16 protein-coding genes and 1 riboswitch are annotated in these 15,140 nt (G+C 52.1%); of the genes, 8 read left to right on the top strand and 8 right to left on the bottom strand.

All coding sequences use genetic code 11. The annotated features are described in order from the left end of the window. Nucleotides 1-21 precede the first annotated feature (21 nt). Entirely contained in the window at nucleotides 22-639 is a 618-nt protein-coding gene (locus NST23_RS16730) for a DUF47 domain-containing protein (protein WP_005836349.1), read from the top strand. Further along, nucleotides 632-1,651 (top strand): inorganic phosphate transporter, encoded by a 1,020-nt coding sequence (locus NST23_RS16725; RefSeq protein WP_122965140.1) that lies wholly within the window; start codon nucleotides 632-634, stop codon nucleotides 1,649-1,651. Before NST23_RS16730 ends, NST23_RS16725 begins: the two co-directional genes overlap by 8 nt. 68 nt (nucleotides 1,652-1,719) lie before the next feature. Here the strand turns inward: NST23_RS16725 and NST23_RS16720 are convergent, their stop codons facing one another. From NST23_RS16720 to ligD, 3 genes are all read right to left on the bottom strand, one after another. Further along, the gene (locus tag NST23_RS16720; RefSeq protein ID WP_173596468.1) at nucleotides 1,720-1,959 is read right to left on the bottom strand and encodes a hypothetical protein; all 240 of its coding nucleotides are present in this window, start codon (nucleotides 1,957-1,959) and stop codon (nucleotides 1,720-1,722) included. Nucleotides 1,960-2,076: 117 nt separating this feature from the next. Then, nucleotides 2,077-2,874, bottom strand: a complete 798-nt coding sequence (gene lgt / locus NST23_RS16715) for a prolipoprotein diacylglyceryl transferase (RefSeq protein ID WP_122965142.1) — start codon at nucleotides 2,872-2,874, stop codon at nucleotides 2,077-2,079. Between the two features lie 73 nt (nucleotides 2,875-2,947). Then, nucleotides 2,948-3,850, bottom strand: coding sequence for a non-homologous end-joining DNA ligase (gene ligD / locus NST23_RS16710; RefSeq protein WP_173596469.1), 903 nt, complete (start codon nucleotides 3,848-3,850; stop codon nucleotides 2,948-2,950). 139 nt (nucleotides 3,851-3,989) lie between these two features. On the opposite strand from ligD, the gene NST23_RS16705 reads away from it, so the two are divergent. Genes NST23_RS16705 through NST23_RS16690 form a run of 4 tightly spaced genes read left to right on the top strand, consistent with a single transcriptional unit; the run spans nucleotide 3,990 to nucleotide 8,357 of the window. Then, nucleotides 3,990-5,594 carry a spore germination protein gene (locus tag NST23_RS16705; protein ID WP_122965144.1) on the top strand — a complete coding sequence of 535 codons (1,605 nt, stop codon included), beginning with the start codon at nucleotides 3,990-3,992 and terminating at the stop codon, nucleotides 5,592-5,594. Further along, complete coding sequence (locus tag NST23_RS16700; protein WP_122965145.1) at nucleotides 5,591-6,757, top strand: Ger(x)C family spore germination protein; 1,167 nt, start codon at nucleotides 5,591-5,593, stop codon at nucleotides 6,755-6,757. The genes NST23_RS16705 and NST23_RS16700 overlap by 4 nt, the downstream gene beginning before the upstream one ends. Then, a complete protein-coding gene (locus NST23_RS16695; protein ID WP_217021396.1) occupies nucleotides 6,750-6,986 on the top strand; it encodes a hypothetical protein in 237 nt (78 codons plus the stop codon). Before NST23_RS16700 ends, NST23_RS16695 begins: the two co-directional genes overlap by 8 nt. 12 nt (nucleotides 6,987-6,998) lie before the next feature. Continuing rightward, nucleotides 6,999-8,357 (top strand): GerAB/ArcD/ProY family transporter, encoded by a 1,359-nt coding sequence (locus NST23_RS16690; RefSeq protein ID WP_217021394.1) that lies wholly within the window; start codon nucleotides 6,999-7,001, stop codon nucleotides 8,355-8,357. A gap of 18 nt (nucleotides 8,358-8,375) precedes the next feature. Here NST23_RS16690 and NST23_RS16685 read toward each other — a convergent pair whose 3' ends face one another. Further along, nucleotides 8,376-9,323: an ATP-dependent DNA ligase gene (locus NST23_RS16685; RefSeq protein ID WP_217021392.1), complete on the bottom strand. Its 948-nt coding sequence runs from the start codon at nucleotides 9,321-9,323 to the stop codon at nucleotides 8,376-8,378. A 433-nt stretch (nucleotides 9,324-9,756) separates the two neighbouring features. On the opposite strand from NST23_RS16685, the gene NST23_RS16680 reads away from it, so the two are divergent. Further along, entirely contained in the window at nucleotides 9,757-10,086 is a 330-nt protein-coding gene (locus tag NST23_RS16680; RefSeq protein WP_122965149.1) for a DUF1904 family protein, read from the top strand. Between the two features lie 68 nt (nucleotides 10,087-10,154). Here NST23_RS16680 and NST23_RS16675 read toward each other — a convergent pair whose 3' ends face one another. Both NST23_RS16675 and thiC read right to left on the bottom strand, forming a co-directional pair. Beyond that, nucleotides 10,155-10,325, bottom strand: a complete 171-nt coding sequence (locus NST23_RS16675; protein ID WP_167470327.1) for a hypothetical protein — start codon at nucleotides 10,323-10,325, stop codon at nucleotides 10,155-10,157. 21 nt (nucleotides 10,326-10,346) lie between these two features. Continuing rightward, entirely contained in the window at nucleotides 10,347-12,098 is a 1,752-nt protein-coding gene (gene thiC / locus NST23_RS16670; RefSeq protein WP_287102381.1) for a phosphomethylpyrimidine synthase ThiC, read from the bottom strand. Between the two features lie 152 nt (nucleotides 12,099-12,250). After that, a riboswitch (TPP riboswitch) is annotated at nucleotides 12,251-12,362 on the bottom strand. 250 nt (nucleotides 12,363-12,612) lie between these two features. Here thiC and NST23_RS16665 point away from each other — a divergent pair. Further along, nucleotides 12,613-13,494 carry a cation diffusion facilitator family transporter gene (locus NST23_RS16665; protein WP_122965151.1) on the top strand — a complete coding sequence of 294 codons (882 nt, stop codon included), beginning with the start codon at nucleotides 12,613-12,615 and terminating at the stop codon, nucleotides 13,492-13,494. 42 nt (nucleotides 13,495-13,536) lie between these two features. Here NST23_RS16665 and ku read toward each other — a convergent pair whose 3' ends face one another. Next, the gene (gene ku / locus NST23_RS16660; RefSeq protein WP_173598898.1) at nucleotides 13,537-14,490 is read right to left on the bottom strand and encodes a non-homologous end joining protein Ku; all 954 of its coding nucleotides are present in this window, start codon (nucleotides 14,488-14,490) and stop codon (nucleotides 13,537-13,539) included. A gap of 224 nt (nucleotides 14,491-14,714) precedes the next feature. Beyond that, on the bottom strand, nucleotides 14,715-14,858 hold the full coding sequence (locus tag NST23_RS16655; protein ID WP_167470328.1) for a hypothetical protein: 144 nt from the start codon (nucleotides 14,856-14,858) through the stop codon (nucleotides 14,715-14,717). Nucleotides 14,859-15,140: the final 282 nt, after the last annotated feature.

Below are 15,140 nucleotides of genomic sequence, written 5' to 3'. Positions count from 1 at the left end.
AAAGGAGTGAAGAAGGACCGTATGTTGAAATCTAACAAGTATATCTTCTTTGATCTGTTTGAACAGCAGATTGCCACGGTGCACAAAGGGACTCATCTTTTTTATGAAATGATAGGCAACTATCAGGATGTAGAAGCCAAGGTTAAGGCAATCAAAGCTGTTGAAAAAGAAGGGGATGAAATCGTTCGCCGAATCATGAACGAGTTGAATTCTACCTTTATCACTCCACTTGAGCGGGAAGACATTCACCAGCTCGCTCATACAATGGACTCGATGATCGATTACATTGACGGGGTTGCCGATCGCATGTACCTCTATCAGGTTCGCCAGCCGGAGCCTCGCGTTTTGGCGCAAGCAAACATCTTGGTGAAATGCTCCGCGAAGCTGATCGAACTCATCCGCACCTTGCGCAAGCTCGATCATCAAGTCGTCTCGAAAATTGCTAGAGAAATCAAAGACCTGGAGCACGAATCCGACTCGAATTACCGCAAAATGGTGTCCGATCTGCTGAACTCGCCAGATGCGAATCCGATCGAAGCAATCAAGCTCAAGGAAATTTACGACAAGCTGGAAGACTGTGCCGATTTTGCCGAGGACGTTTCGAACCTGGTGGAAGGGATCGTGTTAAAGAATGCTTGATCTTTCGCCAGAGGTGATCATTCTCGTTCTTGTCGTCATCATGGCGCTTAGCTTTGACTTCATCAACGGTTTTCACGACACGGCCAACGCTATTGCAACCTCTGTATCGACCCGAGCTTTGAGTCCGCGTACAGCGATTGTGATCGCCTCGCTATTCAACCTGCTCGGCGCCTTGACGTATACGGGTGTAGCGAAGACGATCGGGGGAAAAATTACGGACCCGTTCAAGCTGGAAAATGGACTGGTTGTCGTTTTGGCCGCTTTGACAGCAGCGATCTTGTGGAATCTGATCACTTGGTGGTTCGGTATCCCAAGCTCGTCCTCGCATGCCATCATCGGTGGCGTTGCTGGTGCTGCGGTTGGCGCATCCGGCTTTGGCTCCATCAACATGGAAGGCTTCATTGAGATCGTCAAAGCATTGATCATTTCGCCAATCGTCGCTTTTGTTATCGGTTTTATTGTGATCAAAATCGTATCTGCTCTCGTGGCAAATACGGCCTATCATAAAACAAATCGCAGCTTCCGAATGCTGCAAGTCTTGTCCGCTTCCTGGCAGTCATTCAGCCACGGAGCCAACGATGCCCAGAAAACAATGGGTGTCATTACACTGGCATTGCTTTCTGGCGGCTTCCTCGTGCAGGAGCCGGGCGAGTTTACCATTCCGTTGTGGGTGAAGCTGTCTGCTGCGCTTGCCATGGCTTTGGGAACATCTTTTGGCGGCTGGCGGATCATCAAGACGATGGGTGGTAAGATTATGAAAATCAAGCCAATCAGTGGCTTTTCCGCCGACCTGTCTTCTGCCTTGATTATCACAATCTTTACTACTTTGAAACTGCCTGTCAGTACGACGCACGTAATCACTTCCTCCATTTTGGGGGTAGGGGCGTCACAAAAGCTGAACGCAGTGAAATGGGGCTTGGCTGGCCGAATCATCGTTACCTGGATCATTACGCTTCCGGTGACGGGTCTTCTCGCAGCTGCCTGTTACGTTGTCTTGGACGTTTTCCTGTAAAGGGAACGATACATGTCAAAAAAGACACCTTTCCTACGATGCCATTTCGTAGCGAGGTGTCTTTTTGCTTATCCAGACCCGGTCAACCGCTCCCACAAGCTGGCTTTCGGCTTGATTTGCACGAGCCGCACAGCCGAAAAAGGGATGTAGTCGAGCGAGCCGTCCCTTTCCTCGATCAAGATGCCGTTCACGCTGTAATCGTACAGCTTTCCGTCCACATACGAGGCAAGCCCGGGTCCAACCTTGTCCGGTGAAAAATGGATGCGGACGGGCCGATCCAAATACTCTTCCAATAGATTGTCATCCATCTGAAAACCCCTCCTGTTCTCTTAGTTATTTCCTGCATTGCGACAATTCAGACGAGGGAGACGAAAAAAACCACTCTGCCAGCGAGGCGAGAGTGGTTTTTACAATTGGTTTGATTGCTATTCCATTGAATTTTGAGAAGGTCTGGACTGCTTGCTTTTGCGAGCGAAGACCAGCATCAGGATGGCGCCGAGAGCGATCAGGCTCAGACTGACCAGCTGGGCGACCCGGAGCGTGTCGGCAATCAGCAGGCTGTCTGTGCGCATTCCTTCAATGAAGAAGCGTCCGATTGAATAAAGGATCATGTAGCTGAACAGCACTTGACCATCGAATTTTTTCAAACGGTAGAGCAACAGCATCAAAATGCCGAAGACGACCAGATTCCACAGCGATTCATACAAAAAGGTCGGGTGATAATACTGTCCGCCGATAAACATCTGATCGCGGATAAATGCCGGAAATTTCGCCATGAACTCAGCAGAGACCGTCTCTCCGTGTGCTTCCTGGTTGATGAAATTTCCCCAGCGGCCGATAGCTTGCCCCAGAATGACACTGGGCATGAAAATATCAGCCAGGCGAAGGAAGGGCAGATTGTGCTTGCGAATGTAGTACGTCCCCGCCAGAACTCCCCCGATCAGCCCGCCATGGATGGCGAGTCCGCCTTTCCAGACGGCGAAAATATCCATCAGGTTGTCTTTGTACTGCGCCCACTCAAATACAACATAATACAGACGGGCGCACACAATCGCTGCCGGGATGATCAGAACGACCATGTTCAGGACGTGGTCAGGATCGATGCCGGAACGTTTGGAATTGTGCCTCGCGAGGTATGTCCCGAGAAAGAAAGCCAATCCCATAATAATGCCATACCAGTGAATTTTAAGGGGTCCGAGCGATATTGCGATCGGATCAATCATGAAAATGCCTCCTTGCCTGAAAACGTCTGTGCACAGTATAGCACATCTGGGCGGCATGATTCCAACTAGAAGACTAGCGAGCGTGCAAAAAGTCAAGGATGGGATCGAGGGATGCTGGCTTGTCCGGTTGGGAGACGGCGGAAAAGAGATCTCCCAGCTCGCGTAGCCGCTCCGGGACGGTGTGCACGGTGTAAGCGGAGGGATGAGCCTGCGGCAGCTCTTCCCAGCGCAGCGGAGCAGAGACGGTCGCAAGTTTTTTTGCCCGTGTGGAATAAGGCGCAGGAAGTGTCTTGCCCCGCCAATGCTGGAGGTAGTCGATGTACAGCTTGGTGCCGCGGTTTTTGACCATGCGCTCGATAGTCAAAAAAGCGGGATGCTTGCTGACGAGATAGGAAGCGATAAAGTGCCCGACCTGTCTCGTTTGTTCAAACGCATAGCGGCGTTCAATCGGAACGTACACTTGCAGGCCGCTTGCACCGGACGTCTTGACGTAAGCGGGCAGCTTCAGCTCATCGAGCAGTTCTTTTAATAGAAGAGCTGACTCAATCACCACCGAGAAGTCGTCTGTGGATGGATCGAGATCAAACACCAGCTCTGTCGGTGTTTCGTCGGCAGCCAGGTGAAAGGAAACATGCCACTCCAAAGCGGCCTGATTCGCCATCCAGAGCAGCGTGGCTTCATCGTTGCACAACACATAGCGAACGTTTTCCCACGTATGAGTCTTGATCCAGTCAGGCGCATAGTCCGGGATGTTTTTTTGATAAAAATGCTTGTCGTGAATCCCGTGCGGGTAGCGGATCACGGTGAGCAGCCGATCATGGGCGTAGCGGAGCATGTAGGGAGCAACGGTCAGCAAGTAACGCAAGTAATCGAGCTTGGTCACGTTTGCTTCCGGCCAGAGCGGTTTTTCAGGGTTGCTGATGCTGATTGTACGTTCGGCGATGGTCAGCTCGTATTCTTTGGTTGCATAAGCCACGGCGGCACCTTCCTTTGGACGGCAGATGTGCTCCTACTTTCTCCTGATGGTCGATCGGCTATGCAAGCAGCAGGCGCACTGCATATCTTTCCAGCAAATCACCCATAATACGGTTAGCTTTCCAGTGGCTGGTGATGAGATGGAGTTCAAGAAAAAGAGCAAGACAAAAGAATTGTTGGAGACGATTGACACTTGCAGCTTGCTTGAGCTGGAAGGCATTCCGCTTTTTCCAAGCCTTGACGACAACATCGAAGTGCTGGAAAAGCTTTTTTCCGACTGCTCGGACTTTGTCATACGGGAGTTCCGGCAAAGGAACAGCGAGCGCGCGGCAGCGATCTTTGTTGACGGACTGATTGACACCAAAGAAGTGAACCAGGCGCTGCAATCTCTGATGGTGCTCGAAGACGGGGATGAGGATATTCGCGTTATCGAGGAACGGCTACTGCCTGTTTCACAAATTGACAGGGTCAGCGACTACAAAGAGCTTTTGCAGGCGGTACTGTCTGGAGATACAGGAATTTTGGTCGATGGAAATGTGGAAGCGCTCACGCTCGGCATCCGCGGGGCAGAAAAGCGATCGGTCAACGAGCCGGAGGGGGAAGCGGTCGTCCGTGGACCTCGCGAGGGCTTTATTGAAAACATCCGCACAAATACGTCGATGCTTCGCCGCAAGTTGCGCACGCCCAGATTGAAAATGAAATCGTTGGTAGTGGGCCGCGAGACAAACACGAACATCGTGGTGGCTTTTTTGGAAGGAATCGCAGACCCGCAAGTCGTGGATGAAGTTTCCCGGCGAATCAGCAATATCGACATAGATGCGGTTTTGGAGAGTGGCTATATCGAGGAGCTGATCCAGGACAACGTGTACTCGCCTTTTCCGCAGCTGATGTACTCGGAGCGGCCGGATACGGTAGCGGCTTCGCTGCTGGAGGGACGGGTCGCGATTTTTGTGGACGGCACGCCGATGGTCTTGCTCGCCCCGGCTACGTTCTGGATGATGCTGCAAGCGAGCGAGGATTACTTCGAGCGCTTCCAGATGACGACGCTGCTTCGCTGGCTGCGCTATTTGTTTATGGTGATTGCGCTCGTGACTCCTGCCTTGTACGTGGCGATTACGACCTACCACCAGCAAATGCTGCCGACCACGCTCTTGCTTAGCGTAGCCGCTGCGCGCGAAGCGATTCCTTTTCCGGCGATTGTCGAGGCGCTCATCATGGAGATCGCTTTCGAAGCATTGCGCGAAGCGGGGATTCGCCTCCCGAAAACGGTCGGGCAGGCCGTGAGTATTTTGGGCGCGCTGGTAGTTGGGCAAGCTGCCGTACAGGCGGGGATTGTTTCGGCGCCGATGGTGATTGTCGTTTCGCTTACGGGGATCGCGTCTTTTACGATTCCGCATTTCAATGTAGCGATTTCGCTGCGCATGCTTCGGTTTCCGCTGATGATCGCAGCCTCGATTCTCGGCATCTACGGGATTTTGGTGGGTGTCTTGCTGATTTTGGGTCATATGGCCAACCTGCGTTCGTTTGGAGTGCCTTATTTGTCTCCGCTTGCGCCTATGTCGATTGGAGACATGAAAGACGTCCTGGTACGAGTGCCCTGGTCATTCATGGAAAAACGCCCCAGCTTTCTAGGAATCCAAAATGCGCGAAAGATGAACGCGGGTTTTTCCAATAAAGTCCAGCAAAGAGGAGGGCAGGCAGGGACTACGAGCGGCGGGAAATCTGACGGGGAGGGAAAAGCGTGAGACGTCTTACTCCGATAGTCGTGTTGCTTTTATGTCTCTTGCCTGTGGCAGGCTGCTGGGATCGGCGTGAAGTCAACGACATGGCACTCGTGATTGCGATGGCTATGGACAAGGAGCCAAACGGGCAATACCGCTTGTCCGTCCAGGTGCCGCTTGTCAGCAGTCTCGGCTCGACGTCGGGGGGAGGCGGCGGGACGAGCGGTGACAAGTCTTACTATGTTGATTCCGCTGTGGGCAAGACGATCCGGGAAGCGAACAATATTATTCAGTCGCGGATGTCGCGTCAACTGTACTACTCCCACCATCGCATGATTGTCATCGGAGAACAGCTCGCCAAGGAGGGAATGAGCGACGTATTGGATATCGTAGCGCGATTTCCCGAGAATCGTTTAACGGCCTATTTGGTCATGACCAAAGGAAAAGGGATTGAGCTGTTGAACGCCCAGCCGCAGTTTGAGCGCTTTTCGGGAGAGGCGATGCGTGAACTGGTCAAGATGGAGGCGATTGCCGTATCGCTCAAGGATGTAGCCCAGATGCTGACGACACCGGGGGTCGATGCCTTTCTGCCCATCATTGATGCTGTTGATTCTCATCCGAAGGGCAAGTCAAAAGAAGTGGAATTTATGGGGATTGGCTTGTTTCGCGGGGACAAGCTTGTTTACATGGCAAAATCTCAGGCGATCAAAGGTCTTCGCTGGTTCCAACGAACGTTCACCCCTTTTTCGGTGGTCGTTTCCCTGAATGACAAAGAGCGGCTGACGGTCTACTTTTCCAAAGGGAAAGCGGACTTGAAGCCTGTCATTAAAAAAGGGCGCATTCATTACGATATTACGGTTTTTGCGACGAGTGTCGTAGTTGAAAACATGACGAGTCTTGATCTGGATCAGAAAAAAAATATTGCCTTAATCGAGAACAAGCTCAAAAAAGAAGTCGAGGTCAGCGTCAAGGACACGCTGAATTTGATGCAAAAGTATCGGACGGACACGATCGGACTCGGGATCATTTTAGCCAGACAGTTCCCGAAAGAATGGCGGGATACGTATCGAAAAAACTGGAATGATCACCTGCCGGACATAACGTTCCAAATTCACAGCAAAGTCGTCGTGCAAGACGTTGGGCAAACGACCAAAAACATAACGAAGGAAGAAGGCGGACGTGAATAGACTATTCCTGCTTTTGTTTGGGCTGATGCTAGTTTTTTCCTTTTGGGATTTTATACTGAAGCGCAAGCATATGGAGAGAAAACAGCAAATCGTCATCTACTCCCTCTACGCGCTTTCCGTCATCGGGATATACGCTGTGCAATATCAGCACGACAAAATGCTCTCGACCGGATTTTTTCTGAACATCTTCACGCCTCAGGTGAAAACATGGATCGAACATATGTTGTAGAGGAGGGAGAGCATGATACATAAGCAAGTCGTCAATCACCGGCAAATTGCCTGGTTGGTCGGCAGTTTGTTGATGACAGGGATGATGATCAGCTTTTTGCGGACAGTCGTGCAGGTCGCCAAAATGGATGCATGGTTCTCGCAAATTCTCCCAGCCTGCTACGCTTTGTTGGTAGCGTATGTCTTGTCGGAGCTGGTGCGCGCCTACCCCGGCAAAAATTTGTTTGAGATAGTGTTCATCATCTGCGGCAAATGGATCGGTGGATTCATCAATCTGTTGATCCTCTTTTACATTTGGATCATTCTCGCTCTCGATATAAAAGGCGCCGCGGACTTTTTGCACGTCTCCCTGCTGCCGCAGACGCCTTTGGAAATCATTCTGCTCGTGTTCGTTTTGCTGTTGATGTATTACGGCAAGACGAGTCTGGAAGTGGCAGCGCGGGTAAACGAGATTTACTTTCCCGCCTACTTTATCATGTGCCTGATGCTGTACTTTCTCTTAATGAACGAGTACAGCATCGAGCGGCTGGAACCGATCCTCAGTACGACTCTCGAACGGATTGCAGTGAGCAATCTGCTCCCGCTCGGCGTCTATGGGGATATATTGCTATTCGGGGCGTTCTTGCACGCCAGCAGCGAGCCAAGGCTTCTGTTTGCGGCGATGAAGCACGGGATCATGATTGTGTGCTTCACGACGACGATCATGATCTTGATTTTGCTTGGAGTGATGGGATACGTCATCGCGAGCAGGCTTAATTTTCCGATCTATATTCTCGTCCAGCAAATTCATCTGACCGATTTTCTTGACCGGGTGGAAATGATTTTGTTCAGCCTGTGGTTCCCGGCGTTCAGCATTAAAGTAATCGTCGCGTATTTGGCTTTTCTCGTAGGGGTTGGATCGTTTGGCGGACAGCTGCATTACAATACGTACAATGCGCCGTGCGGCTGTTTTCTGGTTGTGTCAACCTTGCTTGCTTTTCCGAAGGTCGCTGATATCGACCAGTTTATCAGCTACAGCTTTCCTTTCATCGTCATCTTGTTTCAGGTGCCGCTGCTTCTGTTTTTGTTTATCGTCGCCCGGAGGAAAAAGCGGGAGGAAGGCCAGACCTTGATCCCCAGAGGAACGAAGCTGCATCGGTTTTACCGCATGATGGTGTGGGGAGGAGCGATCAGCTTCGCAGGCTGTATTTTGACGATCTTGCTTGGAGACATGCTCAGCGACAAATCTCCCGCAGCCGGAATTGCCACCGCGATCGCCTACATTATTTTCATGGTCATTGCGCTCCTTGCCAGTTACGGAGAAATGCAGGCCCTTAATCACGGGAAACAAAGGCTGGGCCGTCCCAAACAACAAGGAAACTTTCGGCAGTAGCAGGCGGGGAGTCGGCGATCAATTGATTTGTTTCCACGTACAGTCAGCCAAACTGCCATCGACAAACGCCTGAATACTCGGCTGGCGCATCGTCAATCCGGAGGTCCATTCCATGAACTGGACTTTGGCGATCAGCTCCGGTTTTAGCCAGAGAGTGTCTTTTTTTCGTTCCGGTTGATTGGCAAAAGGCATGCTGTCTAGGAGCAGCGGTTTGATCCGTTCGGTCAGGTCGCGCCAATCGCGCTGGGTCAGCTTCCCGGTGCCTGCATGACCGATGTACACAAGTCTTCCGGCGTCGTCAAACAAGCCAAGCAGGACGGCATTCACGACGCCATCGCGCAGCGTGACACCGCCGATTGCGGCATACAGATCGTGAAAAATCTTGAGTTTTTGCCAACGCGCATCTTTTCCGCTCGGGAGGTAGGTGCTCGTCATGTCTTTGCAGACGATTCCTTCCATGTGATGTTGCTTCATCACATCGTACAAGCTGTGCGGGTCACTGACATTTTGTACGATCTGCACATTTGGCTCGGGAAGCATGATCTGCGCTAGAATCTCTTGTCTCTCGCCGAGCGGTTTGTCGGTTACCCAGCTGCCATTCCAATACAGGACGTCAAACACCATGTAGGTGACGGGAGTTTGCTCGATGGCGAGCTGGATGCTCAGTTCCTTGCGCAGGCTGTCTCTTTTCATGATTTCGTGGAAAGACGGTTTTTGGCTGTCAAAAGCGATCATCTCTCCGTCGAGAATGACAGATGAGGCGGAACAGTAGCGTTCGAGCCGGGCAAATTCGGGGTATTGCCTCGTGCGATCATTCTTTTTGCGATTGATGAGCTGTGTCTTGTTGCCGTCGTGGTAGGTGAGCATTCTGACCCCGTCCCACTTCACCTGGGCAATCCAGTTGCTTCCGGCTGGTATCGTTTCGGTTTGGATCGGTTCAAAAGGGGTGATCGGTTCAAGTGGCATAGGGCCTCCGTAATTGCTTTGCTTGAAGTTCCGCTGGAGCGGTCGCTCGTATTCGTACAGTCCCACGATTGTTTGCGGTCTATGCAAAGAGTCTTGAACAGCAGTTGTGATCGAATTTTACGAAACTTCTTAGTTGATTAAGTATTGAATATAAGGTATACTAGAGAAAATTTCATATGAATCGACGTTCATATGAAGAGAGCATGAACAAGTATGGATGGGCTATATCCGCCGGATGGCTTGAAACCTCCTAATCGTGGTACGTCCACCACAGTGCGTAAGGGGAGAGTCGTTCTTTGGATATAGCCCTTTTTTTCATTGATCTAGAAATAGACTGTAGTTTATAATTACTATGGTAATGATTTTGAGGAACAGCCTGGACTTGCTTGCTGGAAGCTGGCGAGCCGCATGTTTACGGAAAGAAGGAATTGACTTGCCATTTCTTCGGTTTAAAGGTTTTGAAAAAGCAAAGCTGCAATCGGTTGCGCCCCTTATTATAGAAGAGTTTGCCCGCATCGCTGAAGTGAGCGAGGAAAAAGTCAAGCTGGAGCTTCTGCTGGTCGAGCAGTTGACGAACAGCCCGTTGTCTCTGGAAATCATGATGTTCCCGCGAGAACAGAACAAGCACGATGAGATTGCCAGCACGATGAATCGCATCTTGCAGAAGCAAGGCTTCGAGAACGTCCACCTCTTTTTTATCCTGCTGTCGCCAGAGCTGTACTATAAGGAAGGGTTGCCGCTACAGGTCAAGGCTTCCCGCTGAATCCGGCAGGCAAAAAAGGTCGAAATCCCATGACGAGGGATTCCGACCTTTTTTATGTCATACGTGCTCTAATAATAGAGGCTTTCTGTTTGCAAGCATTTGGAGCAGGTGCGCGCCAGCGACGTTTCGACGAACTCGTGCGCGCATTCTTTTTGCAAATGGAACAGCTGGCGTCTCAGACTTTCCAAATCCACCTCCAGGCGAGCGATTTCAGCGCGCAAACGCAAGGCTTCATTCAATGTCTTGCCACCTCCAGGCGTTTATTGGTACAACTGGCTTCCTTGCTCGCGGAACTCGCGGGCTTTTTCCTGCATGCCTGCCGCGATAGCCGCAGGCTCGTTTTGTTCCTGCTCCTGCGCTTGCTGACGGATGTCGTGCGAGATTTTCATGCTGCAAAATTTCGGGCCGCACATCGAGCAAAAGTGCGCAGACTTGGCTGCTTCCGCAGGCAGTGTCTCATCGTGATATTCGCGGGCGCGCTCAGGATCGAGAGACAGGTTGAATTGATCGTTCCAGCGAAATTCAAAGCGGGCTTTGGACAGCGCGTCGTCACGCTGTTTGGCTCGCGGATGTCCCTTGGCCAGGTCGGCTGCATGAGCGGCGATTTTGTAGGCGATCAGGCCGTTGCGCACATCTTCCTTGTTCGGCAGTCCCAGGTGCTCTTTGGGCGTCACGTAGCAGAGCATCGCTGTCCCGAACCAGCCAATCATCGCTGCGCCAATCGCAGAGGTAATGTGGTCGTAACCGGGAGCGATATCAGTGGTCAATGGCCCGAGCGTGTAAAAAGGAGCTTCGTGGCACATCTCCAGCTGTTTGTCCATGTTCTCGCGAATCAGGTGCATCGGAACGTGACCAGGCCCTTCAATCATCACCTGCACGTCGTGCTTCCAGGCGATTTTCGTCAGCTCCCCGAGTGTTTCCAGCTCGGCAAACTGCGCTTCGTCATTGGCATCCGCAATCGAGCCGGGGCGCAGACCGTCTCCAAGCGAGACGCTGATGTCGTACGCTTTGAGAATGTGGCAAATTTCTTCAAAGTGGGTGTACAAAAAGTTTTCTTCATGGTGGGCGAGACACCAAGCCGCCAAAATGGAGCCGCCACGCGAGACGATCCCGGTAACGCGTTTTGCCGTCAAAGGAATGTAGCGCAGCAGAACGCCAGCGTGGATGGTGAAGTAATCGACTCCTTGTTCCGCCTGTTCGATCAATGTATCCCGATACACTTCCCAGGTCAGATCTTCCGCTTTGCCATTGACCTTTTCCAGCGCCTGGTAAATCGGTACGGTACCGATTGGCACGGGGCTGTTGCGGATGATCCATTCACGGGTCGTATGAATGTGCTTTCCGGTCGACAAATCCATGATCGTATCGGCGCCCCAGCGCACGGACCAAATCATTTTCTCCACTTCTTCTTCCATCGAGGAGCTTACGGCCGACGTGCCGATATTGGCGTTGACTTTGACGTGAAAATTCCGCCCGATAATCATCGGCTCCGCTTCCGGGTGATTGATGTTGGCCGGAATAATCGCGCGCCCGGCAGCTACTTCGGCTCTGACAAATTCGGGGGTCACTCCTTCGCGAATCGCGATGTATTCCATCTCTGGCGTAATGATCTGCTGGCGGGCGTAGTGAAGCTGGGTGACATTTTTTCCTGGCAAAGCGCGTTTGGGCCGATAGCCTTCGCGCGGAAAAGCTGGCATCGTCACCGCTTTTTCGCTGCTTCTGATTCCGTCGTCGACAAGTTGTGGCTCCCGGCCGACATAGCTTTCCGTATCGCCGCGTTCCTCGATCCACGCTTTGCGCACTAGCGGCAAGCCTTTTTCGATGTCCGCGACATATCCGTCAGCGGTGTATTCGCCGCTCGTGTCGTAGACGCGCAAAGGCGGATTGGGGGTAGGGCCGAACAACCCTTCGCTTGCTTGAAGGGTGATTTCGCGCATCGGCACGCGGATGTCAGGGCGACTGCCGACCTCGTATACTTTGCGGCTTCCGGGAAAAGATGAAATGGATGACATGAAAAAACCTCCTTGGCGTGGTTGCACGAAGCGCGAACCTTGTAGGGAGGCGAAAGAGGCCCGTCGCGAAAAAAACGCCGCATGGGAGCATGCGACGCCAGACGCGAGAGTAGAGAAGCAACGGGTATTTTGCAAAAAGATACACGTCACTTGTCGTGTCATATGGACATTCCTCCGCTGGCATTACCCAGTTCAGGTTCAACGGTCGATGGCACAGTACCATCCTCTCAGCCTGGTGATTTCCAAGCTCCCGTGCTTGTTTGTAGTTGTGATTGCAAGATTAGGATACCGGAGAACGCCCATCGTTGGCAAGAAAAAGTTTCCAACAAAAATTGCCACAGGGCAACACATTTTCCCCCCCTCTATACTCATGAATCGGACTAAAACTGTTTCTGTAGACCCACACGAATCGCGTCTGTTACGATGTAATTCGATCAAAAAGAAACTGCTTTATGACGCTTCGTTCTTGTCTTTTGAGCGAACGGAGTGATTGAGATTTTTGAGGTGATGGGGTGTGGATGTATATTCGGATCTGAAGCAAGGGGAACGGGGCGCGTGGGTCAGTATTATTGCCTATATCTTTTGCTCGGCGTTAAAAATAGGAGTTGCTGTGCTGACGGGATCGGAAGCGTTGATGGCAGATGGCTTGAACAACTCGACAGACGTGGTGGCATCGATTGCGGTCCTGATCGGCCTGCGCATTGCCCGCAAGCCGCCTGACCACGATCACCCGTACGGCCATTTTCGCGCGGAGACGATTTCGGCCTTGGTCGCGTCATTCATCATGCTGTTTGTCGGCTTGCAAGTCGTGACGGAAGCGGTTCCTTCGCTGTTTGATCAAAAAACGACGGCACCGGATTTGCTCGCAGGCTGGACGGCATTGGCGACAGCAGCGATCATGCTGGGCGTGTACCGCTACAACCGTCAGCTCGCTTTGCGAACAAACAGTCAGGCGTTGCTGGCTGCGGCCGCAGACAATCGCTCGGACGCCTTCGTCAGCATCGGGACGTTTGTGGGCGTTGCGGGGGCGCAGTTCCAGCTTTACTGGCTTGACCCGCTGGCTGCGTTGGTAGTCGGAGTCATCATCCTGAAAACAGCGTGGGATATTTTCCGGGAAGCGACCCATCGCTTGACTGACGGCTTTGACGTAGAAGAGTTGGGGGAACTGAAAGAGACGATCTCGTCCATCGCCGGAGTAAAAGATATTAGCGATATTAAAGCGCGTTACCACGGCAGCAGCGTGCTGGTTGACGTCGTGATCCATGTGGAGCCGCACCTTAATGTGGTAGAAAGCCACACCATCACCGAACACATCGAAGAACGCATGAGACGTGTGCACAAAATCAATACCGTTCATATTCATATCGAGCCAGAGCAGCAACTGGTCGAAAAATAAGCAAAAAACCTGTCCGTATCGGGCAGGTTTTTTTGCATGGCGTTACACGGGAGTCGCTTTTTTGCGACGCAGCTTTTTGGTTGTGGTCATCGCCTCGCTTTGCGCTGGCATTTGCTTGGGAGCTGCTGCGGTCGGCTCTGCGGGAGTTGCGCGCTTGCGGCTTGGCTTCGGTTTCGCTGCTGCTGGCGTAGGCTCAGGCTCGATTTTTACCGGACCAGGCGAAGTGCCTGCGGTAGAAGCGAGACTTTCCTTCAACGCTTGCATCAGGTCGATGACATTCGTCCGAGCGACGGTCGGTGCCGTGGCAATCTCCTGGCCTTCCAGCTTTTTCTCGATCATTTTTTGCAGCTCGCTGCGGTATTCATCGGTGTATTTGGCTGGGTCAAACGGAACGGTCATATTGCCGATCAGCTCGGTTGCCATTTTCAGCTCGTTTTCCGCCAAGGGGATGGTCGCCTCTGGCAAGGCAGGCACTTGATTGACTGGCCGTACTTCGTCAGGATAAAAAATCGTTTCCAGCATCATGCAATGCTCATACAGCCGAATGACGGCGAGACTTTGCCGATTGCGCATCGTCACCTGGGCAATCGCGATTTTTCCGGTTTGGCCCATCGCGGCGCGAAGCAGGGCGTACGCTTTTTCTCCTGTGTCCTGAGGAGACAGAAAGTAGCTTTTGTCAAAGTAAACCGGATCGATCTCCGACAAGTCCACAAAATCGAGAATCTCAATAGCTCGGCGGGTTTCGGGGGTGATCGCCTCCAGGTCCTCGTCGTTGATCATGACGAAGTGGCCTTTTTCATACTCGTAGCCGCGAACGATCTCGCTGGCGTCCACTTCCCGCTGACAATGCGGGCACATTTTCGTGTATTTGATGGGGGTGTTGCATTCCTTGTGCAGCTGGCGGAAGCGAATATCCCGTTCTTCTGTCGCCGTAAACATGCGAACCGGGATGTTGACCAGGCCGAAGCTGATTGATCCTTTCCAGACGGTGTGCATACGATTCCTCCCGATTCGGTAGTGGCATAAGGCTGGGGCTGGATGCTGCTACGAGGTAAGTGATGAGATGGGTGCGGCCGTTTTGCTTATTGTTTGTAGGCAGCCAGACGAAGCCGCGAGGGAAATGCAGGCGGGAAACATTGACACAGACGAGCTTGCTTTCCATTCCATGAAAAAACCAGCCGATCGCATGGGACGGCTGGTTGCGTTCTTTTTGCCCGATTTTACTGCCCGTGTTTGACGATGTCGGACTGGTCCGCCCGCGATTGCATTTCGCGTGCCGCTTCGCTGCCAATGCCTGTACGATCCGCGATGGACTGGGCTTTGGCTGCTTTCAGCTTTTGCTCGGACGGTTGTTTTGCTGCCATGTCAATTCCCCCTTTTGGAACATGTGCAAGTAGTATGCGCATGCCGGGAACAAAAAAATACCCCCTCGTCAAATGACGATGGGGCAGCTGTTCAACTCCTCCCGCGAAGGGAGCGATGGCACGGAATGCTCCTATCAGACACGCCGCGCGCCTAAGTGAACTGCCTTTCAATTATGGGAGAGGAGAAACCGGAGGAAGAGCTTATGGGGAAACGTAAGTCTTCTCCGCGGTTGTCAGCGACACCGTTGCGTCGCTATCCATCATGTTTTCCAAACTTTGCGT

This window comes from Brevibacillus sp. FSL K6-0770, from assembly GCF_038000275.1.
Taxonomy (GTDB): domain Bacteria; phylum Bacillota; class Bacilli; order Brevibacillales; family Brevibacillaceae; genus Brevibacillus; species Brevibacillus parabrevis.
The sequence above is the reverse complement of the archived record's forward strand: the minus strand, read 5'-3'. Positions and strand labels throughout refer to the sequence as shown.